This is a genomic window from Pseudarthrobacter sp. Hb11 (assembly GCF_059383655.1).
The window spans coordinates 755,198-780,272 of sequence record NZ_JBWZCM010000001.1 but is presented as its reverse complement, the minus strand read 5'-3'; the positions used below and the strand labels follow the sequence as shown (position 1 = coordinate 780,272).

General features: G+C 64.9%; 23 protein-coding genes and 1 tRNA gene. 18 read left to right on the top strand and 6 right to left on the bottom strand.

All coding sequences use genetic code 11. The features are described 5' to 3' along the window. The first annotated feature begins 49 nt into the window (after positions 1–49). The 10 genes from AC50X7_RS03675 to AC50X7_RS03630 all read left to right on the top strand — a co-directional run bounded on the left by AC50X7_RS03675 (position 50) and on the right by AC50X7_RS03630 (position 9,667). Positions 50–1,396 carry a cation:dicarboxylate symporter family transporter gene (locus tag AC50X7_RS03675; protein ID WP_494977784.1) on the top strand — a complete coding sequence of 449 codons (1,347 nt, stop codon included), beginning with the start codon at positions 50–52 and terminating at the stop codon, positions 1,394–1,396. A gap of 230 nt (positions 1,397–1,626) precedes the next feature. After that, positions 1,627–2,526 (top strand): ParA family protein, encoded by a 900-nt coding sequence (locus AC50X7_RS03670; protein WP_307097856.1) that lies wholly within the window; start codon positions 1,627–1,629, stop codon positions 2,524–2,526. A gap of 7 nt (positions 2,527–2,533) precedes the next feature. After that, positions 2,534–3,346: a segregation and condensation protein A gene (locus AC50X7_RS03665; RefSeq protein WP_307095516.1), complete on the top strand. Its 813-nt coding sequence runs from the start codon at positions 2,534–2,536 to the stop codon at positions 3,344–3,346. Next, positions 3,343–4,005, top strand: a complete 663-nt coding sequence (gene scpB, locus AC50X7_RS03660) for an SMC-Scp complex subunit ScpB (protein ID WP_494977783.1) — start codon at positions 3,343–3,345, stop codon at positions 4,003–4,005. The genes AC50X7_RS03665 and scpB overlap by 4 nt, the downstream gene beginning before the upstream one ends. 114 nt (positions 4,006–4,119) lie before the next feature. Continuing rightward, a complete protein-coding gene (locus AC50X7_RS03655; protein ID WP_494977782.1) occupies positions 4,120–5,328 on the top strand; it encodes a pseudouridine synthase in 1,209 nt (402 codons plus the stop codon). 3 nt (positions 5,329–5,331) lie between these two features. Next, positions 5,332–6,441 (top strand): prephenate dehydrogenase, encoded by a 1,110-nt coding sequence (locus tag AC50X7_RS03650; protein WP_494977781.1) that lies wholly within the window; start codon positions 5,332–5,334, stop codon positions 6,439–6,441. After that, a complete protein-coding gene (cmk, locus tag AC50X7_RS03645) occupies positions 6,441–7,154 on the top strand; it encodes a (d)CMP kinase (protein WP_494977780.1) in 714 nt (237 codons plus the stop codon). Before AC50X7_RS03650 ends, cmk begins: the two co-directional genes overlap by 1 nt. Before the next feature lie 46 nt (positions 7,155–7,200). Further along, positions 7,201–7,881, top strand: a complete 681-nt coding sequence (locus AC50X7_RS03640) for a lysophospholipid acyltransferase family protein (protein ID WP_494977834.1) — start codon at positions 7,201–7,203, stop codon at positions 7,879–7,881. A gap of 10 nt (positions 7,882–7,891) precedes the next feature. Next, positions 7,892–9,442 carry a ribosome biogenesis GTPase Der gene (der, locus tag AC50X7_RS03635; protein ID WP_494977779.1) on the top strand — a complete coding sequence of 517 codons (1,551 nt, stop codon included), beginning with the start codon at positions 7,892–7,894 and terminating at the stop codon, positions 9,440–9,442. A gap of 148 nt (positions 9,443–9,590) precedes the next feature. Further along, positions 9,591–9,667: transfer RNA gene (locus AC50X7_RS03630), tRNA-Pro, on the top strand. A gap of 103 nt (positions 9,668–9,770) precedes the next feature. Here AC50X7_RS03630 and AC50X7_RS03625 read toward each other — a convergent pair. Beyond that, on the bottom strand, positions 9,771–10,640 hold the full coding sequence (locus tag AC50X7_RS03625; RefSeq protein WP_307095507.1) for an Fpg/Nei family DNA glycosylase: 870 nt from the start codon (positions 10,638–10,640) through the stop codon (positions 9,771–9,773). Positions 10,641–10,803: 163 nt separating this feature from the next. On the opposite strand from AC50X7_RS03625, the gene gcvH reads away from it, so the two are divergent. From gcvH to AC50X7_RS03600, 5 genes are all read left to right on the top strand, one after another. After that, positions 10,804–11,190, top strand: a complete 387-nt coding sequence (gene gcvH / locus AC50X7_RS03620) for a glycine cleavage system protein GcvH (RefSeq protein ID WP_307095505.1) — start codon at positions 10,804–10,806, stop codon at positions 11,188–11,190. A gap of 155 nt (positions 11,191–11,345) precedes the next feature. Continuing rightward, entirely contained in the window at positions 11,346–11,822 is a 477-nt protein-coding gene (locus AC50X7_RS03615) for an FHA domain-containing protein (protein ID WP_307095503.1), read from the top strand. A gap of 23 nt (positions 11,823–11,845) precedes the next feature. Further along, the gene (gene ftsR / locus AC50X7_RS03610) at positions 11,846–12,562 is read left to right on the top strand and encodes a transcriptional regulator FtsR (RefSeq protein WP_494977778.1); all 717 of its coding nucleotides are present in this window, start codon (positions 11,846–11,848) and stop codon (positions 12,560–12,562) included. Beyond that, a complete protein-coding gene (locus tag AC50X7_RS03605) occupies positions 12,562–13,065 on the top strand; it encodes a bifunctional nuclease family protein (protein ID WP_104045283.1) in 504 nt (167 codons plus the stop codon). The genes ftsR and AC50X7_RS03605 overlap by 1 nt, the downstream gene beginning before the upstream one ends. A 236-nt stretch (positions 13,066–13,301) precedes the next feature. After that, a complete protein-coding gene (locus tag AC50X7_RS03600) occupies positions 13,302–13,895 on the top strand; it encodes a MerR family transcriptional regulator (protein ID WP_009358601.1) in 594 nt (197 codons plus the stop codon). 79 nt (positions 13,896–13,974) lie between these two features. Here AC50X7_RS03600 and AC50X7_RS03595 read toward each other — a convergent pair whose 3' ends face one another. After that, entirely contained in the window at positions 13,975–14,793 is an 819-nt protein-coding gene (locus AC50X7_RS03595; RefSeq protein WP_494977777.1) for a ParA family protein, read from the bottom strand. A gap of 301 nt (positions 14,794–15,094) precedes the next feature. On the opposite strand from AC50X7_RS03595, the gene AC50X7_RS03590 reads away from it, so the two are divergent. Next, complete coding sequence (locus tag AC50X7_RS03590; RefSeq protein WP_494977776.1) at positions 15,095–18,493, top strand: pyruvate carboxylase; 3,399 nt, start codon at positions 15,095–15,097, stop codon at positions 18,491–18,493. Between the two features lie 280 nt (positions 18,494–18,773). Here the strand turns inward: AC50X7_RS03590 and AC50X7_RS03585 are convergent, their stop codons facing one another. After that, on the bottom strand, positions 18,774–20,582 hold the full coding sequence (locus tag AC50X7_RS03585; RefSeq protein WP_494977775.1) for an AMP-dependent synthetase/ligase: 1,809 nt from the start codon (positions 20,580–20,582) through the stop codon (positions 18,774–18,776). A 178-nt stretch (positions 20,583–20,760) separates the two neighbouring features. Between AC50X7_RS03585 and AC50X7_RS03580 the strand changes: the two genes are divergently transcribed. After that, positions 20,761–21,852 (top strand): ROK family glucokinase, encoded by a 1,092-nt coding sequence (locus AC50X7_RS03580; protein ID WP_494977774.1) that lies wholly within the window; start codon positions 20,761–20,763, stop codon positions 21,850–21,852. Between the two features lie 20 nt (positions 21,853–21,872). Here AC50X7_RS03580 and AC50X7_RS03575 read toward each other — a convergent pair whose 3' ends face one another. From AC50X7_RS03575 to AC50X7_RS03565, 3 genes are read right to left on the bottom strand one after another with little or no spacing between them, the layout of a single operon-like run. After that, the gene (locus AC50X7_RS03575) at positions 21,873–22,433 is read right to left on the bottom strand and encodes a hypothetical protein (RefSeq protein WP_494977773.1); all 561 of its coding nucleotides are present in this window, start codon (positions 22,431–22,433) and stop codon (positions 21,873–21,875) included. Next, positions 22,420–23,235, bottom strand: coding sequence for an alpha/beta hydrolase (locus AC50X7_RS03570; RefSeq protein WP_494977772.1), 816 nt, complete (start codon positions 23,233–23,235; stop codon positions 22,420–22,422). Before AC50X7_RS03570 ends, AC50X7_RS03575 begins: the two co-directional genes overlap by 14 nt. Further along, positions 23,232–24,020: an alpha/beta hydrolase gene (locus tag AC50X7_RS03565; protein ID WP_494977771.1), complete on the bottom strand. Its 789-nt coding sequence runs from the start codon at positions 24,018–24,020 to the stop codon at positions 23,232–23,234. Before AC50X7_RS03565 ends, AC50X7_RS03570 begins: the two co-directional genes overlap by 4 nt. 111 nt (positions 24,021–24,131) lie before the next feature. Between AC50X7_RS03565 and AC50X7_RS03560 the strand changes: the two genes are divergently transcribed. Further along, positions 24,132–24,971: a lysophospholipid acyltransferase family protein gene (locus AC50X7_RS03560; RefSeq protein ID WP_494977770.1), complete on the top strand. Its 840-nt coding sequence runs from the start codon at positions 24,132–24,134 to the stop codon at positions 24,969–24,971. Positions 24,972–25,075: the final 104 nt, after the last annotated feature.

Sequence of the window (25,075 nt, the reverse complement as noted above, 5' to 3'; positions counted from 1 at the left end):
CCAGAGACTGTGCCGCAGCGTCTATCAGATTATCCAAAGGAGACACATCATGGCTTCTCAACGAGGAGAGTCGCTTGACACCGTGAAGACGCGGCGCAAGGGCATCGACAAATCGCACTACCTCTACATCGCCGTTATCGCCGCCGTCATCCTCGGCGCGGTGGTGGGCCTGATGTTCCCCGAGGTTGGTAAATCCCTCAAGCCGCTCGGCGACGGGTTCATCAAGCTCATCAAGATGATGATCGCACCGATCATTTTCTGCACCATCGTCCTCGGCATCGGCTCCATCGCGAAGGCCGCAACAGTGGGCAAGGTGGGCGGCCTGGCACTGGGATACTTCGTGCTCATGTCTACCTTCGCACTTGGCATCGGCCTGGTGGTGGGCAACCTGATCCACCCGGGCGAAGGTTTGAAGCTGGCCGCCTACGACCCCAATAAGAAGGCGGAAGTAGACAGCACCGTTGCCTTCCTCCTGGGCATCATCCCGGGCGATATTCCGGTCCTGCCCACTCTGTTTGCCGCTATCCTCGTTGGCTTCGCACTGCAGAAGATGGGCCCGCAGGGCGCACCGATCCTCAAGGCCATAGGCCACGGCCAGGTCCTGGTGTTCCGCATCCTGATCATGATCATGTGGCTTGCCCCCGTGGGCGCCTTCGGTGCCATCGCCGCCGTCGTGGGTGCTACCGGCTTCCAGGCCATTGTCAGCATGTTCACCCTGATGGCCGCCTTCTACATCACCTGCGCCCTGTTCATCGTCATCATCCTGGGCGGAATCCTGAAAGTTGTCTCCGGCGTCAACATCTTCAAGCTGATGAAGTACCTGGGCCGCGAATACCTCCTGATCTTCTCCACGTCCTCCTCCGAGGCAGCCCTGCCCCGCCTGATCGCCAAGATGGAACACCTCGGCGTCTCCAAGCCCGTTGTTGGCGTCACGGTACCCACCGGCTATTCCTTCAACCTTGACGGCACGGCCATTTACCTCACCATGGCCTCCCTGTTCGTTGCCAACGCCATGGGGACCCCGCTGGACCTCGGCGCCCAGGTCTCCCTGCTGATCTTTATGATCATCGCCTCCAAGGGCGCCGCCGGTGTCACCGGCGCCGGCCTGGCCACCCTCGCCGCCGGCCTGCAGGCACACAAGCCTGAACTTCTGGGCGGTGTCGGCATGATCGTCGGCATCGACCGCTTCATGTCCGAGGCCCGCGCCCTGACCAACTTCACCGGCAACGCCGTGGCCACCATCCTGATCGGCACCTGGGTCAAGGAGATCGACGGCGGCCAGGTGGACCAGGTCCTCTCGGGCGAACTGCCCTTCGATGAGCAGACAATGATTGCCGGCCATGCAGCCCCCGCAGTCACCGAAACCGAGGTACGGCCGGTCCCGGCGAACGCCTGACCTACAGCGAGGCTCAGCCCGCAAACGCCCCCGCAGCCCTCGCTGCGGGGGCATTTGCGAGTCGGGGCAAGGCAACCTTCTACCTCAGCTAGAGGGTCAAGGCTCAACATTCGCGGAAAGTCAAGTTGCCTGGAATACCGTGTCGGGCGCTGTAACCTTGGGAAGAAGAAGGAGCGTTGCTGGCCAGCCAGCGGCAGGAAATCAACGTCATCGAAAGTGTGGATAGATACGTGAGCAGCGAACAGGGTTCAGCAACTCTGGAGGGCACGCAATTCGACCTGGAAGACGCGGTAATGGGACCCACGGGGCGCCCCTACCGCGAGTTCCCGGAACCCGCGCCCCTGGCCTCCCACGGTCCGGCACGCGTCATCGCCATGGTCAACCAAAAAGGCGGCGTGGGGAAGACCACATCCACCATCAACCTGGCGGCAGCACTGGCTGAGTACGGCCGCCGCGTGCTCCTGGTCGACTTTGATCCCCAGGGCGCCCTGTCTGCCGGCCTCGGCGTGAATCCGCACGAACTCGACCTCACCGTCTACAACGTGCTGATGGACCGCAAAGTGGATATCCGGGACGCCATTCACCAGACCGGCGTCGAACACGTGGACCTCCTGCCCGCAAACATCGACCTCTCAGCGGCGGAAGTCCAGTTGGTCAACGAGGTGGCCCGCGAGCAGGTCCTTGACCGGGCCCTCAAAAAGGTGGAAGACGATTACGACGTCGTCCTCATCGACTGCCAGCCCTCCCTTGGCCTCCTGACTGTTAACGCGCTGACCGCCGCGCACGGTGTGATCATCCCGCTCATCTGCGAGTTCTTTGCCCTCCGCGCTGTGGCGCTGCTGGTGGAGACCATCGACAAGGTCCAGGACAGGCTTAACCCGCGCCTGCAGGTGGATGGTGTGCTGGCCACCATGTACGACGCCCGGACGCTGCACAGCCGCGAGGTCATCACCCGTTTGGTTGAGGCCTTTGGCGACAAAGTCTTCGAGACCGTCATCAAGCGCTCCATCAAGTTCGCCGACGCCACCGTCGCCGCGGAGCCCATCACCAGCTATGCGGGCAACCACGTGGGCGCCGATGCATACCGCAGGCTGGCCAAAGAACTTATTTCGCGCGGCGGCGCACCCTAGCCACGCCGTGGCCGAATCCAAGCCCGGCTTCGAGGTACGGCTGGCCAACTTCACAGGTCCCTTCGACCTCCTGCTCGGACTGATTGCCAAGCATCAGCTGGATATCACCGAGGTAGCCATCGCCACGGTAACCGACGAATTCATCAAGTACATCCGGAACCTGCAGAAGCTGGGGGAGGAGTGGGCCCTGGATGAGGCCAGCGAGTTCCTGGTCATCGCCGCCACGCTGCTGGACCTCAAAGCCGCCCGCCTCCTTCCTGCCGGGGAGGTCGAGAACGATGAAGACATCGCGCTGCTTGAAGCCAAGGATCTGCTCTTCGCCCGGCTGCTCCAGTACAAGGCCTTCAAACACGTGGCAGGTCTCCTGGGCGAAACCCTGCACCAGGAGGCCATGCGCTTTCCGCGGCAGGTGGCGCTGGAGGGACACTTCGCGGCCATGCTTCCCGAGCTCGTCTGGAAGCACACTCCCGAACAGTTTGCCCGCCTGGCCGAGGCCGCCCTGCAGCCCAAGGCCCCAAAGCCAACCGAGGTGGGCCTTGCGCATCTGCACGGCGGCCATGTCAGCGTGAAGGAGCAGGCAGAAGTAATGGGCCTGCGGCTTCGCATTGAATCGCCGCTGACCTTCCGGGCCCTGATCGCCGATGCTGAATCCACGCTGGTGGTGGTTGCAAGGTTCCTTGCCCTCCTTGAGCTGTTCCGGGACAAGGCTGTTTCATTCGACCAGCTCTTGCCGCTGGGAGACCTGGCAGTGCATTGGATTGCCGGGAACGGGGAATGGTCGGCGGAAAACCTGAGCGAAGAATTCGAGGAGCAGTTGTGACTGAGCAGGCAACCCAAGCTGACACCGAGGGGGAGCCGGGCGTCGAAAGCCTCCCCGGCGGGGCCAAAGCCGCCCTCGAGGCGGTGCTCATGGTCATAGACGAGCCCGCCACGGAGGAAGAACTGGCGGCAGGGCTCGAACTTCCCGTTGCCGCCGTCGCTGCCCTGCTCGCAGAACTTCAGCGGGATTATAGCGGCTATACTGTTAAAGCCCCGGATATGGATCAAGCCAGTGGAACTGGTTTTGGCTCCAGCCCCCGGGGTTTTGAATTGCGGAAGGTCGCCGGTGGCTGGCGGATCTACTCCCGTACCGAGTTCGCCCACATCGTGGGCAAATATGTGCTGGAGGGCCAAACAGCCAGGCTTACCCAGGCCGCCCTGGAAACGCTCGCGGTCATTGCCTACCGCCAGCCGGTCTCCAGGGCCAGGGTATCCGCAATCAGGGGAGTCAATGTTGATTCCGTCGTACGGACGCTCGCCCAGCGCGGACTGATCGAGGACTCGGGAACGGATCCCGAGTCCGGCGCCATCCTCTACCGGACCACCTCATATTTTCTGGAGCGGATGGGAATCAGCTCGGTGGCTGAGCTGCCGCAGCTGTCGCCGCACCTTCCGGGGCTGGACGGCATCGCGGAGTTCTACGACACCGAAGGAATATAGCCGGGGCACCACTCCGGCTGCACGCAAGAGTACTTACAAGCGCAGATAATTTCTGCACGGCTGGCTAGGGTTGTCCTTGGACACCTTTCCGGTCAATATATCGAAGGACGGGTCATGACACAGGCGGGACGCCAGGGTTCACCACGTAACAGTTCGGGACGTAACGGTTCGGAACGCAATGCATCACAGCGCAACACCTCCCAGGGAGGCAACCCGGGCGGCGGCTTCCGGGGCGGCGCCGCCAAGCGCGGCGGCGGATTCGGCAGCGACCGCCCGCAGCGCGCACCCAAGCCGCGCGAGGAGCGCTTCATCGATCCGGACGAGGCCGCTGCCGGCACCCAGCCCGGCCGTGGAGCCGCGGAACCCAGATTCGCCAAGCCTTCCTCGAGGAAGCCTGCCGCCCGCAAGCCAGGCGCCAAGAAAGCACCCGGAACGCCGGGTGCCCTCAAGCCAAAGCCACGTACCGGCGCCCCGGGAGCCGCAGCTTCCCGTGCTTTCGGCAGCGAACGCTTCGGCCAGAACCTGGGCCCGCTCCGCCGGCCTTCACGTAAAAAGGGCCCGCGCGGCGAGGTTCCCCAGTCGGAACTGCATGATGCCGACGGCGTCCGCCTGCAGAAGGTCATGGCCTCCGCAGGGGTAGCGTCACGGCGCGTCTGCGAGGAGATGATTGCCGAGGGCCGGGTGGAAGTGGACGGCCAGGTCGTCACTGAGCTGGGTGTCCGCATCGACCCTAAAACCGCCGTCATCCACGTTGACGGACTCCGGATCCAGCTGGACGAGAACCTGGTGTACATGGTGTTCAACAAGCCCAAGGGCGTTGTTTCCACCATGGAGGATCCCGAGGGCCGGCCCTGCATCAGCGACTTCCTGCGCCACCAGCAGGGGGAACGCCTGTTCCATGTGGGCCGGCTCGACGTCGCCACCGAGGGGCTGCTGCTGCTGACCAACGACGGCGAACTCGCCAACCGCCTGACGCACCCCTCCTACGAGGTGCCCAAGACGTACCTGGTACAGGTCCGGGGCCCCTTCCCGCAGGGTATCGGTGCCAAGCTCAAGGAAGGCGTGGAACTGGAGGACGGCTTCGCTTCGGTGGATTCCTTCCGGCTCGTTGACTCCACTCCGGGCCACGTCCTGATCGAGGTAGTGCTGCACTCCGGCAAGAACCGGATCGTCCGCCGTCTGTTCGATGCCGTCGGATTCCCGGTCCTGCGGCTGGTCCGCGTCAAGGTGGGTCCCATCGGTCTGGGTGACCAGCGCCAGGGAAGCATCCGCAACCTCGGCAAGCAGGAAGTCGGCCACCTGCTGGCATCCGTAGGGCTCTGAGGCATGTCTGCTTTCCACAGCCAGGGCCGCGGGCACCTGGACGGTCCGGTGGTGGTCATCGGTACGGGGCTGCTGGGCACCAGCATTGGGCTGGGTTTGCGCGGCCGGGGCGTGCCGGTTTTCCTCTCTGACCCTTCGCCCACCAACCAGGCTGTAGCGGTGGATATTGGCGCGGGCCAGCCCCTGACCGGGCTTGCCGGCGCTGCACCCCAGCTGGTGGTGGTGGCTGCCCCGCCGGACGTCACGGCAGATGTTGTGGCCAAAGCGCTGGCAGACTACCCGGAGTCCGTGGTGGTTGACATCGCAAGTGTCAAGGCCGGGATCCTCTCGGCGCTGCGCAGCCGCGGTGTGGACCTTTCCCGTTACGTCGGCACACACCCCATGGCCGGGCGGGAAAAGTCCGGGCCGGTCGCGGCCCGAGGGGAGCTCTTCACCTCGATGCCTTGGGTGGTATGCCCCTCAGGGGAATCGTCCGGGGCGGCCCTCCAGACCGCCCGCGCACTGGCCACGGACCTGGGAGCAGTTGTTTCCCAGTTCACTGCAGACGAACACGACGAAGCTGTGGCCTTGGTGTCGCACCTGCCCCAGGTCATGTCATCGCTGTTGGCCAGCCGGCTGCAGGGAACACCGCTGCACGCGTTGTCCCTTGCGGGCAACGGATTGCGGGACGTCACCCGGATAGCAGCCAGCGATCCAGCCCTCTGGGTCCAGATCCTGGGCGGCAACGCGGCGAAGGTGGTCGAGATCCTATACGGCGTGCGGGAGGACCTCAACCGCCTGATCGGCACGCTCGAAGAGCCAACTGCCCCGGGTGCCAGGCTTGACCTCGCACAGTTGATGAGCGAAGGCAACGCCGGTCAGGCCCGGATTCCCGGCAAACACGGCGGGCCTCCCCAGGCGTATTCGTGGCTTACCGTCCTGGTGGACGATACACCGGGCCAGATAGCCCGGCTCCTCACCGAAATTGGTGAAATCGGCGTCAACCTGGAGGACCTGCGCCTGGACCACTCGTCGGGCCAAAACGTAGGTATGGTGGAAATCTCCGTGTTGCCGAACAAGCATGACCACCTGATCGAAGCACTCAACGACCGCGGATGGCGGGTACTCCAGTAATGACACAAGAACTTCTTGACACCCTGCCCGCGCTGCGCGTTGGCAGGCCGCTGGTGGTTGCCATCGACGGGCCCTCAGGCTCCGGCAAGTCCAGCGTCAGCAAGGAAGTAGCCCGCAGGCTCCGGCTTGCTTACTTGGACACCGGCGCGATGTACCGGGCACTCACCTGGTACTGCGTCACCAATGGCATTGACCTGGAGGACGGTGCTGCGGTGGAGCAGGCGTCCCGGGACCTGGTCCTGGACATGAGCACCGGCCCACAGGAGGAATACGTCCGCGTGGACGGGGTTGACGTCACAGACGCCATTCGTGAACCTGCCATCTCCTCAGCAGTCAGTGCCGTGGCCACCACCCTTGGGGCCAGGACCGAGCTCATCCGGCGCCAGCGCGAATATATTGACAAGCACCACCGCCGGATGGTGGTGGAAGGCAGGGACATCACCACCGTCGTCGCGCCCGGCGCAGAAGTGCGGATGCTGCTCACGGCCAGCGAGGAAGCACGGCTGCGCCGGCGCGGAATCCAGCTCGGCGGCACCCAGAACGCCGAGCAGTTGGCGGCACAGGTGACCCACCGCGACGCCAAGGACTCCACGGTGGTCAACTTCACGCAGGCCGCTTCCGGCGTAGTCACCCTCGATTCCTCCGACCTGGATTTCGATCAGACGGTAGCCGCAGCCCTCGTGATTGTGACCAAGGTCCTGAACCGTGACTGAGCCCACCGTGGTCAAGCCCAGGCTGGACATCCCGTCCGGCTGGACAATGGCCTGGAGCAGGCCCGTTGGGTGGATCCTGGACCATCTGGTCTACCGGACTTCCGTCACCGGCCGCGACAATGTTCCCACCGGCGGCCCGGTGATTTTTGCGGGCAACCACATCAGCTTCCTGGACGGGCCGGTGATGTTCGGGGCGTCACCGCGCCCCATGCACATCCTGGTAAAACAGGAGATGTTTAAGGGCTTCCTGGGCGGGGTGCTCACCGCATCCGGGCAAATGCCCGTGGACCGGGCGGGCGACCGTGCGGCGCTTCAGCGCTGCAAGGACCTGCTCGACGCCGGCCGTTGCGTCGGGATTCTTCCCGAAGGGACCCGGGGGAGCGGGGCAGCATCGGACATCAACGGCGGCGTAGCCTGGCTGGCGCTGAACTCCGGAGCTCCGGTAGTGCCCGTGGCCATCCTTGGCACCCGCAAGGGGGACGAACACGTGGATTCAGTGCCGCGGCCGGGCAGGCGCTTCCACGTCCGCTTCGGAAATGCGCTGACGCTGACCCGCAGGGCTGGGGAAAGCGGCCGTGCTTCAATGGACAGGGCGGCGCTGGAGATCCGGGCCGCGTTGTCAGGGCACGTGCAGGATTCCATTCAGCTCACGGGGCAGCCTCTGCCGGATGCAGATTTTTCCAAAGACTTCACAGCAGTAGCCGGGACGCCGGCAGATGACCACTAAGGACAACGCAATGAGCGACACAACCCAAACTTCCGGTCACGCCGGCGCCGGCGACGACGAGTACATCCCCTCGGGCACCGACCAGGTGGCGGAGCGGCTGGCGGCGATTGACGACGACGAGGCCGAGCTCCGTGCCGCGTCCCTCCGGGCGGGCCTGGAGGACTACGACCTTGACGAGGACGACGCCGCGCTGCTCAGCGGAGAGTATGACGACGAGGACTATGACGGCCCGGTCAAGCTGGACCCCGTCCTTGCGATCATCGGACGCCCCAACGTGGGCAAGTCCACCCTGGTCAACCGCATCCTTGGCCGCCGCGAAGCGGTAGTTGAGGACACCCCGGGTGTGACCCGTGACCGCGTGATGTACTCGGCCAGCTGGAACGGCCGCAACTTCACCCTGGTGGACACCGGTGGCTGGGAACACGACGCCCGCGGCATCCACGCCCGCGTGGCTGAGCAGGCCGAGATGGCCGTTGAGCTTGCGGACGCAGTCCTCTTCGTCGTCGACTCCGCGGTGGGTGCCACCGCCACTGACGAAGGCGTGATGAAGATGCTGCGCCGCAGCAAGAAGCCCGTCATCATGGTGGCCAACAAGGTGGACGACTTTGCCCAGGAGGCAGACTCCGCTGCGTTGTGGGGACTCGGCTTCGGCGAGCCCTACCCCGTCTCGGCACTGCACGGCCGGGGCGTGGCCGACCTGCTTGACCACGTGATGGATACGCTTCCCGAGTTTTCCACCATCGAAGGCCTGGAACGTTCCGGCGGGCCACGCCGCATCGCGCTGATCGGCCGCCCCAACGTGGGCAAGTCGTCCCTGCTTAACAAGCTGGCCGGTACCGAACGTGTGGTGGTGGACAACACCGCCGGCACCACCCGTGACCCCGTGGATGAATTTATTGAACTCGGCGGACGCACCTGGCGCTTTGTGGACACGGCAGGCATCCGCCGCCGCCAGCACATGGCCCAGGGCGCGGACTACTACGCCTCCCTGCGGACGCAGGCCGCGCTCGAGAAGGCGGAGGTCGCCGTCGTGCTCCTCGCCGTGGACGAGGTCCTCAGCGAGCAGGACGTCCGGATCCTGCAGCTCGCCATTGAATCGGGCCGCGCCATGGTGCTTGCCTTCAACAAGTGGGACCTGCTCGACGACGAACGCCGGCGCTACCTCGAACGCGAAATTGAGCAGGACCTGGCCCACGTGGAGTGGGCGCCCCGCGTCAACATCTCGGCCAAGACCGGGTGGCACAAGGACCGCCTCGTTCCTGCCCTGGACCTGGCGCTCGAAAACTGGGACAAGCGCATTGCCACCGGCCGCTTGAACGCCTTCCTCGGCGAGCTCGTGGCTGCACACCCCCACCCCGTCCGGGGCGGAAAGCAGCCGCGCATCCTCTTCGGCACCCAGGCCTCAAGCAGGCCGCCGAAGTTCGTGCTGTTCACCACCGGATTCCTGGACCCCGGATACCGACGCTTCATCACACGCCGGCTGCGGGAAACCTTTGGCTTCGAGGGCACCCCGATCGAGGTCAACATGCGCGTCCGGGAAAAGCGCGGCAAGAAGCGTTAATTCCGACACACGTGGGCTTCGAAACACGGAAAGTGTCACAGGCACCCTCCGGAATCGTGTAAGCTCTTCTAGGTGGTTCGGCCGGACTGCTGGTGGAAATCCGCAGGTTAGCCTGCGGATGAAACACAGCGGAGAACGGCGGAACTAACGGGCTGTAGCGCAGCTTGGTAGCGCACTTGACTGGGGGTCAAGGGGTCGCAGGTTCAAATCCTGTCAGCCCGACCATAAAGGCCGGAGCCACGCGGAAACGCATGGCTCCGGCCTTTTTCTTGTTTCCGGTCCATCTGGCAGGGTCGGTGCATAGCTGCCTGGCAGTAGTTTGGCCTACCTACTTCAGGAACTTCGACGTCCTGCGGTCAGCAAGGATCTTGCCCTTCGTCTGGCACGTGGGGCAGTACTGAAGGGCCGTATCGGCGAAGGAAACTTCCCGCACGGTGTCTCCGCACACCGGGCACGGCTCGCCGGTCCGGGCATGGACCCGCATGTGGCTGCGCTTGACGTCCTTCAGGTCCTTGGGCGGCTTGCCGCTGGCCTCGGCCAGTGCGGTCCCCAGTACGCCGTGGATGGAATCGTAAAGGACCTGCACTGTTTCGCGGTCCAGTGACCTGGCGGTGGCAAAGGGCGAGATCCGCGCGGCGTGCAGGATCTCGTCACTGTACGCATTGCCGATGCCTGCAATAACGCTCTGGCTCCTCAGGAGACCCTTGATCTGCTGGGAACTGCCAGCGAGGATCTCGGCCAGCATGTCGGCGTCGAACGCCTCGGTGAAGGGATCCGGCCCGAGCGTGGCGATGCCCGGCACGTCCTGGGGATCCCGCACCACGTAGACGGCCAGGCTCTTCTTGGTACCGGCCTCCGTAAGGTCGATGCCGCGCGGCCCGTCAGGGCCGGTGAAAGCAAAGCGCGCCGCGATGTGGCCCTTGCCCATCCGCAGTTGGGCGTCGGTGGGGGAGTCCGTGAAGCGCACCCAGCCCGCCCTTGCCAGATGGAACACCAGCGAAATTCCTCCGGTGTCGATGCTGACGAACTTGCCGAAGCGCCGCACGCCGGTCACCGTCCTGCCTTCCAAGGCGTTGAAGGGCGGATCGGCGGTCTTGAGGACAGCGAAGGAAACGATCTGCACTTTGGTCACCGAGGTTCCCTGCAGATGCTCGTCAAGAAATTCAGCCAGGCCGGCCACCTCGGGAAGTTCGGGCATTGCTTACCCTGCGGCTTCCCGGCGACCCGGAAGGGTGCATACGCTCATGGGTTCCATCTTGTCAGAATCACCGGCGAACGCCCCGGCAGTTGTGCCTATACTTTCAGCGGCGGCCCTTTTGGCCCCGCTGACACTGGTGTTCGTACCCCATGAAAGGCCCCTAATGAGCAACATTCCCGAAGACCTGTCCTACACCGCCGAACATGAGTGGATTTCTGCTCCCAACGCCGACGGGGTGGTGCGGGTGGGCATCACCGACTTCGCCCAGGACGCACTGGGCGATGTAGTGTACGCCCAGATGCCGGAAGTGGGCACCAGGATTACGGCGAACGAAGTTGTGGGTGAAGTCGAATCCACCAAGAGCGTCAGCGACATCTACGCGCCGGTCACCGGTGAGGTAGTGGCCCGCAATGAGTCACTCGACACGGATTCTGCGCTGATCAACACTGATCCCTACGGCGACGGCTGGCTCATTGAAGTGAAACTCGCCGAAGCGGACGCCGTTGAGTCGTTGCTCAGTGCATCCGAGTACGAACAACAGGTAGGCTAAAAGCTAACCGGTGAATCCGGTTCGGTCAGCTGTGAGGACAGTACGTCTTCGCACGTCAGCGGCCGGATCGGGAGCCGGTGCAGGACCTGCGAGGCAGGCCTGGACGGCAAATGTTACTTGCAGGCGTGAGAGCTGCAGCGGAAGAGGAGGAATCCATGGCTGGCCACACAAACAACCCTGCCGATGGGGAATACGGCAATGGTGCGGCCAGGGCGTCGGAGACCACCTCAATCCATCTCACCCCGGTGCGCGATGAGCCTACGATTGCACCAAAACTTTCCTCGGACGAGCGCAGCTCGGTGGAGGCACTGCCGGCCGGCTCCGCCCTCCTGGTTGCGCACAGCGGCCCCAACGCCGGTGCCCGCTTCCTGCTTGACTCGGATGTCACCACCGCGGGCCGTCACCCCGATGCCGACATCTTCCTGGACGACGTCACGGTCTCCCGCCGGCACGTGGAATTCCGGCGCACCGCGCGGAGCTTCGAGGTGGTGGACAAGAACAGCCTGAACGGCACCTACGTCAACCACGACCGCGTGGACAGCGTCGAGCTGAAGTCCGGCAGTGAAGTCCAGATCGGCAAGTTCCGCCTCACCTTCTACCTGAGCCCTGCCAGCGCTGCAGGCCGCGGCTGATCCGGGGACCGCTGCCTGTGGCAATGGCACAACCGGAACGCCGGGGACCGCAGGTCCTGAACATCGGCGAAGTCCTCGCTCAGCTCAGCGGCGACTTCCCTGGCATGACAGCGTCAAAAATCAGGTTCCTCGAGGAAAAAGGCCTGATTAATCCCCGCCGCACGCCGGCGGGCTACCGGCAGTATTCCGACGGCGACGTGGAGCGGCTGCGTTTTGTGCTGGCTCTGCAGCGGGACCAGTACCTTCCCCTGAAGGTGATCAAGGACTACCTTGACGCCATCGACAGGGGAGAGCGGCCCGAGAACCTGCCGCCCGGCGTCGTGGTGTCCCCGCGCATCGTCTCGGACGAGCTGGCCGTGGAACTGCAGAACCGGGGACGGAAGCTCACCGAAGAGCAGCTCCGCACGGAGTCCGGCGCCAGCGTTTCCCTGCTCCAGGCCCTTCTGAGCTTCGGCCTCGTCAGCCACTCCAACGGGCAATTCGACGAGCACGCTCTCCAGGTGGCCCGGGCCTGCGTACAGCTGGAAAGCCACGGGCTCGAGCCCAGGCACCTCCGGCCCTTTCAGGCAGCTGCCGAAAGGGAGTTCGGCCTGGTGGAACGCGCTGTGGCGCCGCTTGCTTCGCGCAAGGACGCCGCGTCCCAGGCGCGGGCGGCGGAGGCTGCCCGCGAAATCAGCGACCTCTGCCTCACCCTGCACCGTGCTCTGGTGCAGGACCACATCTCACGCATGGACATCTGATGATTGAAGTCGAGATCGTAGGCGTTCGGATCGAACTGCCTTCCAACCAGCCGCTGGTCCTCCTGCGGGAGATGCACGGGGAACGCCACGTGCCCATTTGGATCGGCACCCCCGAGGCCAGCGCCATCGCCCTTGCCCAGCAGGGAGTGGTTCCGCCTAGGCCCATGACGCACGACCTCCTGGTGGATGTGGTCGAGTCGCTGGGCCACTCCGTGGTCAGCGTGAACATTGTGGCAGTGGAGGACAACATCTTCTACGGCCAGCTCCAGTTCGAAAACGGCACCACTGTCAGTTCGCGTGCCTCCGACGCCCTCGCCGTCGCCCTCCGTGCCAAGTGCCGGATCTGGTGCGCGGATTCCGTAATGGACGAAGCCGGCGTCCGGATCACGGAACACGACGAGGGTGAGGACACGGAGCCCGGTCCCACCGTTGATGAAGAGCGTGAGATGCGCCGGTTCCGCGAGTTCCTGGACGACGTGGAACCCGAGGATTTCGACGGCTAAGGTCACGTTAAGGTTAAAGTCGAGGATGAAAGTTTCGACACGCCTCTTCGAAGGGCCCAACGTCTTTGACCTTGGGTCTCCGCGGGCCTAACGTCTAAGTATCGAGTTCCCATTGCTTACGGCAGCCGCGCAAGTCACACTGGAAGGTGCGCCCCGCGGAAATTACAGGCATGATCTTCATTCCTGTTGAGGCTGCTGCAGTTCTTCCCGCGGAGCTTATGACAAGGAGGATCCAGGTGAGTCCCAAAGGCGAAGCAGGAGGGCTGAAACAGCCCACGGCCGGTGTTGCTGTGCCCGCAAGCGGTGCTCAGGGCCTCCTGTTCACCGAAGACCTCCCTGTCCTGGACGAAGACGCCGGATACCGGGGTCCCACCGCGTGCAAGGCAGCGGGCATCACGTACCGCCAGCTGGATTACTGGGCACGCACCGGACTTGTGGAACCTGCTGTCCGCGGCGCCGCCGGGTCGGGATCCCAGCGGCTGTATGGCTTCCGCGACATCCTCGTCCTCAAGGTGGTCAAGCGCCTGCTGGACACCGGCGTATCACTGCAGCAGATCCGCACCGCGGTAGAACACCTGCGTGAACGCGGTGTGGAGGACCTCGCCCAGATCACGCTGATGAGCGACGGCGCCAGCGTCTACGAGTGCACATCCGCGGATGAAGTCATTGACCTCGTCCAGGGCGGCCAGGGAGTCTTCGGCATCGCCGTCGGCCGCGTCTGGCGAGAGGTTGAAGGCAGCCTGGCGTCGCTTCCGAGCGAACATGCCGCTGAGCAGTCCTTTCCGGACGACGAACTGAGCAAACGGCGGGCAGCCCGCAAGATCAGCTGACGCCTGCGCCACAGCCTGTTGTCAACAGCAGAGGCCGCTCTCCCTTTGGAGAGCGGCCTCTGCTGTTGATGTTGCTTCTCTAGCGTGCCCGGCTGCGCAAGCCGCTTCCTACTGCCATCAGGTTGGCCAGCAGGTCATCGAACAGGGCGGCGGCCGCTTTGGCTGACTCGCCGGGCCAGTGGTGCACCGGGTGGGCGGCGCCCTGAATCTGCTGCCAGTTTGCCTGCTCAGGGATTCGAGGGCTCAGGAGGAGCTCGCCGAACATTGACTCCATCTCGGCCAGCCGGTAGCTGTGCTCGGAGGACCCGGACCGCACACGGTTGGCAACGATGCCGGCGGGCGACAAGTTGGGCGCGAATTCCTGGCGGAAGAGCTGGATGGCCCTCATGGTCCGCTCGGTTCCCGCAACGGAGAACAGCCCCGGCTCGGCAACCAGGGCAACCTTGTCGCTCGCTGACCACGCCATTCGGGTCAGGCCGTTGAGGGATGGCGGGCAGTCGATCAGGACCAGCTCGTAGTTCTCCGCGGTGGCCAGTACCGAGGACAGCCGCCGCAGGTCGCGGCGGCTGAGGTCCGGACGGTCATAGATGCCCGTGTAGGCAGAGCCGACGGCGACATCCAGAACCGCCGGACCCGAGCCGTTGGAGTGGGCCTTCGCCGTCCAACTGCTGCCCACAACGTTCTCCGCGAGCTTGGCACGGCGGGGGCTCTTGAGCATCCTTCCGATGTCCAGCTGGTCGCCGGGCTGTACGCCCAGGGCGGTGGTCGCGTCTGCGTGGGGATCAAGATCCACCACCAGCGTGCGGATGCCTGCGGCAAGGGCTGCAGACGCCAATCCTGTGGTGACTGAAGTCTTGCCGACCCCACCCTTGAGGCTGCTGATGCTGACTACTTGCACTTGAGAGACCAAAACCTAACGCCGGATGCCGTGTTGGGAGTAATGTTTGCTCCGGCAGTGCCGAAGCCGGACGGTCCTGCCGCCCTACTCATCATATGTGGATGCGTCGGCGAATCCTGCTTTATCAGGCGTCGGCATGGCACCGAGTATGCTGCCAGGGCGGTTTCCGCCCGGTCCGGCAGAAGGGCTCGGGACATGACGGGGAAATCTGTGATGGTGGCCACAAAGATTTGTGTTTGTCCTTCCAGGTCCTAGACACTGTGACCACTCACCGATCCACCCGCAATGATGCAGGAGAAGTATGTTTTCCAAAGTTCTGGTGGCCAACCGCGGCGAAATCGCGATCAGGGCCTTCCGCGCCGGCTACGAGCTGGGCGCTAAGACCGTTGCTGTATTTCCAAATGAGGACAGGAACTCGATCCACCGCCAGAAAGCGGACGAGGCCTACCTGATTGGCGAAGAGGGCCACCCCGTAAGGGCGTACCTGGACGTTGCGGAAGTGGTGCGGGTAGCAAAGGAGTCCGGTGCCGACGCCATTTACCCCGGATACGGTTTCCTCTCGGAAAATCCAGATCTGGCGCGCGCGGCGAAGGAAGCCGGCATTACCTTTGTTGGTCCGCCGGCTGAGGTCCTGGAACTGGCGGGCAATAAAGTTGCGGCGCTGAAGGCTGCCCGCGACGCCGGTGTTCCCGTTCTCAAGTCCAGCGCGCCCTCCAAGGACCTGGACGAGCTCATCGCGGCCGCCGATGAGATCGGTTTCCCCATTTTTGCCAAAGCCGTGGCCGGCGGCGGTGGGCGCGGCATGCGCCGGGTGGACACCCGCGAGGCGCTGCCGGATGCCCTGCAGTCTGCCATGCGTGAGGCGGACGCTGCCTTCGGCGACCCCACTATGTTCCTCGAGCAGGCCGTACTGCGGCCGCGGCACATCGAAGTGCAGATCCTTGCCGACGCCGAGGGCAACGTGATGCACCTCTTCGAGCGTGACTGCTCCATCCAGCGCCGGCACCAGAAGGTCATTGAAATCGCCCCGGCCCCCAACCTGGACGAAGGCATCCGCCAGGCCCTGTACCGCGACGCCGTTAAGTTCGCCAAGGCCCTGAACTACGTCAATGCCGGCACCGTTGAATTTCTCGTTGACACCGTTGGTGAGCGTGCCGGCCAGCATGTCTTTATCGAGATGAACCCGCGCATCCAGGTGGAGCATACGGTCACCGAGGAAGTCACCGACGTAGACCTCGTGCAGGCGCAGATGCGGATTGCCGCCGGCGAAACGCTTGCTGACCTCGGGCTCTCCCAGGACACTGTAAGGCTGCGGGGCGCCGCGCTGCAGAGCCGCATCACCACCGAGGACCCGGCCAACGGCTTCCGCCCCGACGTCGGAAAGATCACCGGCTACCGTTCCGCCGGCGGAGCAGGCGTACGGCTCGACGGCGGCACTGTCTACTCGGGTGCCGAGATCAGCCCCCACTTCGACTCCATGCTGGTGAAGCTCACCTGCCGCGGCAGGGACTACCCGGCCGCGGTCGCCCGTGCCCGCCGCGCCTTGGCCGAATTCCGTATCCGTGGTGTCTCCACGAACATCTCCTTCCTCCAGGCGGTGCTTGACGACGCCGACTTCATCGCCGGCGACGTCGCCACGAACTTCATTGACGAGCGCCCGCAGCTTCTCAAGGCACGGGTCTCCGCCGACCGCGGAACCAAGCTCCTGACCTGGCTGGCTGAGGTCACGGTCAACAAGCCGAACGGCGAGCTGACAGTGCACTCAAATCCTGCGGCCAAGCTGCCGTCCGTCAAGGACATACAAGCAGCACCGGGCTCACGGCAGCGGCTCCTTGAGCTGGGACCCGCGGGCTTCGCCAAGGCGCTTCGCGAACAGAACGCAGTGGCCGTCACAGACACCACTTTCCGGGACGCCCACCAGTCACTCCTGGCCACCCGCGTCCGTACCCGCGACCTCGTGGCGGCGGGCCCCGCAGTCACCGCCCTGATGCCGGAGCTGCTCTCCGTCGAGGCCTGGGGTGGGGCCACGTACGACGTCGCCCTCCGGTTCCTGGGTGAAGACCCCTGGGACCGGCTCGCCGCCCTTCGCCAGGCGCTGCCGAACGTTTGCATCCAGATGCTCCTCCGCGGCCGCAACACCGTTGGCTACACGCCCTACCCTGAAGAGGTCACCGAAGCGTTCGTCAACGAGGCCGCGGCAACCGGCATCGACATCTTCCGCATCTTCGATGCCCTGAATGACGTCAGCCAGATGGCACCCGCCATCCGCGCTGTCCGGGCAACAGGCACCGCCGTCGCCGAAGTGGCACTCTGCTACACCGGGGACATGCTGGACCCCGAAGAGAAGCTCTACACGCTGGACTACTACCTGGAGCTGGCGCAGAAAATCGTGGACGCCGGAGCCCACATCCTGGCGATCAAGGACATGGCGGGCCTCCTCCGTCCCGCCGCCGCGGCCAAACTTGTCTCCGCCCTGCGGGAACGTTTCGACCTGCCGGTGCACCTGCACACGCACGACACCGCAGGCGGCCAGCTGGCCACCCTGCTGTCGGCCGTGGACGCCGGTGTTGACGCCGTGGACGTTGCCTCCGCTTCGCTGGCGGGAACCACCAGCCAGCCGTCGGCTTCGGCCCTGGTTGCAGCGCTGGCACACACCCCGCGGGACACCGGCCTCAGCCTTGCTGCTGTCAGCTCGCTGGAACCGTACTGGGAGGCCGTCCGCCGCGTCTACGCGCCGTTCGAGTCCGGACTTCCGGGCCCCACCGGGCGTGTGTACCAGCACGAGATCCCCGGCGGGCAGCTCTCGAACCTCCGCCAGCAGGCGATGGCACTGGGACTGGGGGAGCGCTTTGAGGCGATCGAGGACATGTACACAGCCGCTGACCGCATCCTGGGCCACCTGGTCAAGGTCACCCCGTCCTCCAAGGTGGTGGGCGACCTGGCCCTGCACCTCGTTGGCCTGAACGCCGATCCGGCGGACTTCAACGAGAACCCCCAGAACTACGACATCCCGGATTCGGTCATCGGATTCCTGTCGGGCGAACTGGGTGACCCTCCGGGTGGCTGGCCCGAGCCCTTCCGCACCAAAGCCCTCCAGGGCCGGAGCGTGAAGGTCCGCGACGTGGAGCTCAGCGCCGAAGACAGCGCCGCCTTGAAGTCCGACTCCAAGACCCGCCAGCACACGCTGAACCGGCTGCTCTTCGACGGACCCACCAAGGACTACCTGAAGAGCGTGGAGACCTACGGCAACATCTCGGTCCTGGACACCCGGGATTACCTCTACGGACTCCAGCGCGGCCAGGAGCACGAAATCCAGTTGGAGAAGGGTGTGCGGCTGATCGCGTCCCTCGAAGCGGTGTCCGAGCCTGACGAAAAGGGCATGCGCACGGTAATGTGCACCCTCAACGGCCAGTCCAGGCCCGTGGTGGTCCGCGACCGTTCCGTGGTCAGCAACGTCAAGGCCGCAGAGAAGGCCGACCCCGCCCAGCCCGGCCACGTGGCAGCCCCGTTCGCCGGTGCCGTCACCGTAACCGTCAAGCCCGGCGACACCGTGAACGCGGGAGACACCGTGGCCACCATCGAAGCCATGAAGATGGAAGCGTCCATCACGACGCCGGCTGCCGGCAAGGTTGCCCGGCTCGCCATCTCCTCGGTGGAGCAGGTCCAGGGCGGAGACCTGCTGCTGGTAATCGAGCAGTAACCACATAACTAAGAAATACGAAAGGGTCCTCCCGGCGTGAGAAGCTCACGGCGGGAGGGCCCTTTTTGCTTCGTTGCTTCGTTGCGTCGCCGTGGTCACGGCAGGCATGATCCTCTGCGTGCTATTCCCCACGCCCCGCTAAGGCCGCTTCGCGGCGAGCGGGAGCGCGGGGCCCCTTTTACGCACACTGCCGGACCAGGCCAGTCTCGTCATGCGTTTCAGTGCGCGGGGCCTCCTGCATAGCACGCAGAGGATCGGGGCCTGCCTTTCCCCGCCACGGCTAGGAGCGCGGTGACGCGTACATCTCTTCGATGACCGTCTCGAAGTCCTTCATCACCTGGGCCCGCTTGACCTTCATGGAGGGGGTGAGGTGCCCGGATGCCTCGGTGAAGTCAGCGGGCACGATCCGGAAGGACTTGATCGCTTCGGCCTGTGACACTGAGGCGTTCGCTGCGGTGATCAGGTCCTGGACTGCTGCCTTGACCACGGAGTTGTTGGCCGCGTCCTCGAGGGAGGTGTTTGCGGGGAGGTTGTGGCGCTGCAGCCAGCCGGGCAGGGCCTCCTGGTCCAGGGTGACAAGTGCCCCGATGAAGGGCCTGTTGTCGCCCACCACCAGCACCTGGGAGACCAGGGCATCGGCGCGGATCTGATCCTCAAGGAGCGCCGGGATGACGTTCTTGCCTCCGGCAGTCACGATGATTTCCTTCTTGCGGCCGGTGATCCATACGAAGCCGTCTTCGTCGAGGCGGCCGATGTCGCCGGTGCGGAACCATCCGTCGGCGAACGTCTCCGAGGTAAGGTCCTCCCGCTTGTAGTAGCCGTGCATCACGCAGACGCCCTTGGCGAGGATTTCACCGTCCTCGGCGATTCTGACGGCGTTCCCCGGCAGCGGCTTGCCGACAGATCCGATCTTGATCAGCGACGGAGTGTTCACGGAGATGGGGGCCGTGGTTTCGGTCAGGCCGTAGCCTTCGAGGACCTGCAGGCCAATGCCCTGGAAGAAGTGGCCCAGGCGTTCACCCAGCGGGCCCCCTCCGGAGACCGCGTGGGCAACGTGGCCGCCCATGGCGGCCCGCAGCTTGCTGTACACGAGCTTGTCGAAGAGGGCGTGGCGGAGCTTGAGGCCAAGGCCCACCCGCCCGTTCTGGCGCGCCTTTGAGAAGGCGATTGCGGTGTCCGCGGCTTTGTGGAATATGGCGCCCTTGCCGCCGTCCTCTGCCTTGGTCAGCGCCGAGTTGTAGACCTTTTCGAAAACGCGGGGTACGGCGAGGATAAACGTGGGCTCGTAGCTCTGCAGGTCAGCGAGCAGGTTCTTGATGTCCGGGGTGTGGGCCACGGTGGTTCCGGCGGCCATGGCCAGGACGGAGATGAAGCGCGCGAAAACGTGGGCCAGCGGCAGGAACATGATGGTCTTCGCGTTCTCGTGGACGATCTCGCCGATGATGGCCAGGGCGTTGTCCGAGAGTTCAACGAAGTTTCCGTGCGTGAGTTCGCAGCCCTTGGGGCGGCCCGTAGTGCCGGAGGTGTAGATGATGGTGGCGACGTCGTCCAGGTTGGCGGTCGCGCGCCGCGCCTCGAGGTCTGCGTCGCTGACCCCGCGACCGGCTTCACGGAGGGCATCCAGGCCCTGGCCCTCCAGCTGCCACACGTGCTGGAGCGCGGTGAGGCCCTCCGCAGTCACCGCCTGGCGGATCACGTCCTCATGGTGCGCTGCCTCGCCGAAGGCTGCCACCGCCCCCGAGTCACCGAGGTTCCAGGCCACCTGCGAAGGAGAGGAGGTTTCGTAAATCGGAACCGATACTGCTCCCGCAAACCAGATGGCAAAGTCCACCAGGGCCCATTCGTAGCGCGTGCGGGACATGATGCCTACGCGGTCGCCCGCAGCAACGCCGCTTGCCATAAGTCCCTTGGCCAGGACCGAGACATCGGCCAGGAAGTCCGTGGCTCGAATGTCCTGCCAGGCACCGGCGGAATCGAGCCGCGAAAACAGTGCCGGGTTGCTGGGCTTTGCAGCCTGCCGCAATACCAGATCAGTGATGTTGGTTTCCGGTGGGACAACAACAAGAGGCGGAACACTGAATTCGCGCACTATAGCTCCTTTGATATCCGAAGACCCGCGCAGGGTATGCCTAAAGACTAGTACGGCTGTACCGGGCCGTGCAGTATCTAAAGCTACTGATCAGTAACTTAGCCGTCAATGGTGCCGGGCGGGACATGCGGGGGCGCCCTCCTCTGGCGCCGGAACCGCCCGCCTAGAATGGTTGACTATGTATGCACCGCCCCCCGGCGAACAGACCGGCCCCTTGCGACGACCAGCTCCGTGGAGGCGGCGCCCGACTACCGGCCGGACCAGGTTGCGCCACGGTGAAGGCTTCCGCGAACACCTGCGCCTCGGGCGCAAGGGCCTCGCCATCGGCATCGACATCGGGGGCACCAAGGTGGCGGCCGGCGTCGTGGACGCCGAAGGCAGGATCCTCAATGAGGCGCGCCGCTCAACGCCGGGCACGGACCCGCGGGCAGTGGAACAGGTCATCGTGGAACTCGTGGAGGAGCTTGGGCGGGGGCACCGGATCTGGTCGGTGGGGATCGGCGCCGCAGGGTGGATGGATCTCGACGGCGGCACGGTGCTTTTCAGCCCGCATCTGGCCTGGCGGAACGAACCGCTCCGGGAAAACCTGCAGCACCTCTTGCGCCGTCCCGTACTGCTTGCGAACGACGCCGATGCCGCAGCGTGGGCCGAATGGCGCTTTGGTGCCGGCCAGGGTGAGGACCGCCTGGTGTGCATCACCCTGGGTACGGGAATCGGCGGGGCCATGGTGATGGACGGGCGGGTCGAGCGCGGCAGGTTTGGCGTAGCCGGCGAGTTCGGCCACCAGATCATCATGCCTGGCGGGCACCGGTGCGAGTGCGGCAACCGGGGGTGCTGGGAGCAGTATGCGTCCGGGAATGCCCTGGGACGTGAAGCCCGGATCCTGGCGCGGGCCAACTCCCCGGTGGCCCAGGACCTGCTGGCTGCCGTGGGCGGCAACACCGATACCATCACGGGCGCAATCGTCACCGACCTGGCCCTGGCAGGTGACGCCGCTTCCCGTGAACTTATTGATGAAGTAGGCGACTGGCTGGGTTTGGGCCTGGCCAACCTGGCGGCCGCGCTGGATCCCGGGCTGTTCGTTATCGGCGGCGGCCTCTGTTCCGCCGGGGACCTGCTGGTGGAACCTGCCCGAAAGGCATTTTCACGGAACCTCACCGGCCGCGGGTTCCGGCCTGCCGCCGGCATTCAATTGGCGGCCCTGGGCCCGAACGCCGGGCTGATCGGGGCGGCGGATCTCTCCCGGGTGAGCAGCAGGGTACGCGCCTGAGCTACTAACCGGGGCGGGCACTAAACGCGTGCGCCGTCGTCGTTCTCGTCTTTTTCCTTCGGAAGCTTCATGATCAGGTAGACCGTTCCCAGCACAAACACGCCCACGATGCCCACCACAGCGAGCAATGGTGCCGAGCGCCAGAACATGGCCGACAGCAACAGCGCTATGGGCCCGCCCACTGCTGCCAGCCAGGCCAGCATGGTCAACGGATCTGTTCCCGCGAGGCTCGGCGGTTCCTCGGGAATGAAGTCGCCATCGTCCCCGTCCACGTCATAATCGCGTGGCCCGGCAGCCGCGTTGCCGTTCCCGGCGGCGCCGCCTGGGGCAGAGTCCTGCCGCTCGGCGGCGGACAGTTCGGTGGGGGCAGCCCCGGCCAGTCCCAGGGGGTCGAAGTCCCGGAACGTGGCGGACCTGCCGGCGGCAGCGGGGGTGCCTTCCGGCGCCTGCGTGCCGTCGGCGGTACCGGTACCCGCAGGCCCTGTTGGGGAGTCTGATTCGAGGCGGGCCACGAGATCAAGCCAAACGGCGTCGTCGTGGTTGGCTCCCTGGTCCGGTGAGCCCGCGTCAGGCCTGTTCATGGGAAGCCTCCTGGCCGGGCAGTGCTGCTGTTGCGGACACAGGGCCGGCAGCGGAAACCACACCGCGGATAAAGTCCACCGAACCCGCAAAGATTTGTTCGGCGTCGTTGTCCATAGTGGCAACGTGGTAACTGTTTTCCAGCCTTACCAGCTCCAGGGGAGCGTGCGTGAGGCCGCGGCGCAGGGCCACGATGCTCGAATCGGACACTACATGGTCAACGGTGGAACGGTAGACCTGCACGGGAGCGGTGACCCTGGGCAGGATCCTGATGGTGTCTTTGAACATCTTGTTGAGTTCGTGGGCGGCAGCTACCGGGGTGCGGTTATAGGCACCCTCGTCCATGCCTTCCTTAAGGATGTCGTTCGCGATGGCCGGCGTGCTTTTCATGACCAGCTTCAGGATTCCGGCGAGCGGCGCGCGGGGGTCATCAATGACAAGTCCCGGGTTCACGAGCACCACCCCTGCCACCGGACGCGTGGCGGCGATGCGCAGCGCCAGCGCACCACCCATGCTGAGGCCGGCTGAAAAGACGTAGTCGCAGTCGGCGTCGAGTTCCAGGTAGGCGTCGTCAAGCGCCCCATGCCACTGCTGCCACGTGGTCCGGGCAAGTTCCTGCCAGCTGGTGCCGTGGCCCGGCAACAGGGGCATGCGGACAGCAAAACCCGCGGCGGCAAAAGCCTGCGCCCACGTGCGCAGGCCGTGGGGGCTTCCCGTGAACCCGTGCGAGAGGACCACACCGATCCGGGGCCCCCCGCCGTTGAATGCACTGCTGTAGGGGCTGTGGTCCGGACTGGAGGTCATGGGCTCTCCACTGAAGTGTTCTGGCGGGCGATGGCGTAGAAAAAGGCGCCGGACTTGGCAAAGATTTCCGGCGCATCCACGTCCAGCGTAGCCACATGGCCGCTGCTGGCAAGGCTGACCACCTCCACAAGGTGCATACCAAGGCGTTTTCTTAGGACCGCAAGCGAGGTGGGCGGGACTACTGCGTCGGTGTGGGACTTGAACACCTGCACGGGAGCGGTGACGAGGGGCAGGCCCCGGATTGCGGCTCCGAACAGCTTCTTCAATTCGTGGACGGCAGCGAGGGGAGTGCGCGAATAGTCGCCGTCTTCAGTGACAACCGCCGTGGGCTGCTCCTCCTGGATGGGGAGGGCGGTCTTCTGAAAGTACTTCAGCACGCCAATGACGCGTACCCGGCGGTCGTAGAAACTCAGGCCGGGGTTGACCACCGAAACGCCCGCCACCTGGTGCCTGGACGCAGTCAGCAGCGCGATGGCTCCGCCCATGGACAAACCCGCGACGAAGCACGTTTCAGTCCGCTCCGAAAGCTCAAGGTAGGCGGTTTCGAAGCTGCCGTACCAGTCGCTCCAGCGTGTCCGGGCGAGCTCGCGCCAGTCCGTCCCGTGCCCGGGCAGCAGCGGCACCGTAACCGCGTATCCCTGGGCAGCGAGGTGTTCCGCCCACGGCAACACACTCAGGGGGCTGCCGGTGAAACCGTGGCAGATTGCCACTCCGATCCGGGCGTTGGCACCATGGCCCGGATAGCTGAAAGCGGCAGGACGGGACGGGATGCTGCTTTCGCTCATGACTCCATCGTGTCACTGTTCCGGGCAAATCTCACTAGAGTAGGGTTGCATTGAACTGCTGGCCAGGCCCGATGCGGGGCTTGGAAGCTGCCTTCCGGAGAGGTTTTGCACGTGTTTTATTGGGTGATGAAAAGGATCTTCCTGGGTCCGGTGCTGAAGCTGCTTTTCCGCCCCTGGGTGAAGGGCCTGGACAACATCCCGGCCGGCGGTGCCGCGATCATCGCCTCCAACCACCTCTCGTTTTCCGACTCTATCTTTATGCCGTTGATGGTCCGCCGTCCGGTGGTATTCCTGGCCAAGTCGGAGTACTTCACCGGCACCGGGATCAAGGGGAGGCTAACGGCCATGTTCTTCCGGCTCACCAACCAGCTCCCCATGGACCGGTCCGGTGGCGCTGCCTCCGAGGCATCGCTGAGTGCCGGAATGGATGTCCTCTCGCATGGCGGGCTGCTCGGCATCTACCCGGAGGGTACGCGCAGCCCGGATTCCCGCCTTTATCGGGGCAAAGTCGGGGTGGCCAGGCTGGCGCTCAAGGCCGGTGTACCGGTTGTTCCCGTTGCAATGATCGGCACGGACAAGGTACAGCCCATCGGCAAGCGCCTGCCGAACATCCGCAGGATCGGCATGATTTTCGGGGAACCACTGGACTTCAGCAGGTACCACGACCAGGCCGAGGACCGTTTGGTCCAGAGGCAGGTCACAGACGAGATCATGTTCGAGCTGATGCGTCTCTCAGGCCAGGAATACGTGGATGAGTACGCGGCCGTGGTGAAGCTCCGGCTCGCAGGCAAGCCTGTGGATCCGGCAGCAGCCGCAGAACCCCTTGCCACGCCGGCGCCGACTGACGGCAGCCCGGATGCTGATCCAAGTGCCCCAAACGTCCGTGCCGGCCGCCAGGCGGCCGACCACGGAGAAGGGCAGGACGACGGCGGGGCTGCCGCCACGGCCTGAGCCGGGCTGGCGGAGGTACGGCAGTCATCCGAAGCGACCGACGGCGCGGCGCATGTCTGTGACGCCGTGCCCGGGATGCGTGACGCCGCGGTGTTCCAGGCACC

Bases quoted from the DNA above. Each gene is read 5' to 3' on its own strand.
- AC50X7_RS03675 (WP_494977784.1), top strand. From the start codon at position 50: ATGGCTTCTCAACGAGGAGAGTCGCTTGACACCGTGAAGACGCGGCGC.
- AC50X7_RS03655 (WP_494977782.1), top strand. From the start codon at position 4,120: ATGACACAGGCGGGACGCCAGGGTTCACCACGTAACAGTTCGGGACGT.
- AC50X7_RS03650 (WP_494977781.1), top strand. From the start codon at position 5,332: ATGTCTGCTTTCCACAGCCAGGGCCGCGGGCACCTGGACGGTCCGGTG.
- cmk (WP_494977780.1), top strand. From the start codon at position 6,441: ATGACACAAGAACTTCTTGACACCCTGCCCGCGCTGCGCGTTGGCAGG.
- AC50X7_RS03640 (WP_494977834.1), top strand. From the start codon at position 7,201: ATGGCCTGGAGCAGGCCCGTTGGGTGGATCCTGGACCATCTGGTCTAC.
- der (WP_494977779.1), top strand. From the start codon at position 7,892: ATGAGCGACACAACCCAAACTTCCGGTCACGCCGGCGCCGGCGACGAC.
- AC50X7_RS03625 (WP_307095507.1), bottom strand. From the start codon at position 10,640: ATGCCCGAACTTCCCGAGGTGGCCGGCCTGGCTGAATTTCTTGACGAG.
- gcvH (WP_307095505.1), top strand. From the start codon at position 10,804: ATGAGCAACATTCCCGAAGACCTGTCCTACACCGCCGAACATGAGTGG.
- AC50X7_RS03615 (WP_307095503.1), top strand. From the start codon at position 11,346: ATGGCTGGCCACACAAACAACCCTGCCGATGGGGAATACGGCAATGGT.
- ftsR (WP_494977778.1), top strand. From the start codon at position 11,846: ATGGCACAACCGGAACGCCGGGGACCGCAGGTCCTGAACATCGGCGAA.
- AC50X7_RS03605 (WP_104045283.1), top strand. From the start codon at position 12,562: ATGATTGAAGTCGAGATCGTAGGCGTTCGGATCGAACTGCCTTCCAAC.
- AC50X7_RS03590 (WP_494977776.1), top strand. From the start codon at position 15,095: ATGTTTTCCAAAGTTCTGGTGGCCAACCGCGGCGAAATCGCGATCAGG.
- AC50X7_RS03580 (WP_494977774.1), top strand. From the start codon at position 20,761: ATGTATGCACCGCCCCCCGGCGAACAGACCGGCCCCTTGCGACGACCA.
- AC50X7_RS03575 (WP_494977773.1), bottom strand. From the start codon at position 22,433: ATGAACAGGCCTGACGCGGGCTCACCGGACCAGGGAGCCAACCACGAC.
- AC50X7_RS03570 (WP_494977772.1), bottom strand. From the start codon at position 23,235: ATGACCTCCAGTCCGGACCACAGCCCCTACAGCAGTGCATTCAACGGC.
- AC50X7_RS03565 (WP_494977771.1), bottom strand. From the start codon at position 24,020: ATGAGCGAAAGCAGCATCCCGTCCCGTCCTGCCGCTTTCAGCTATCCG.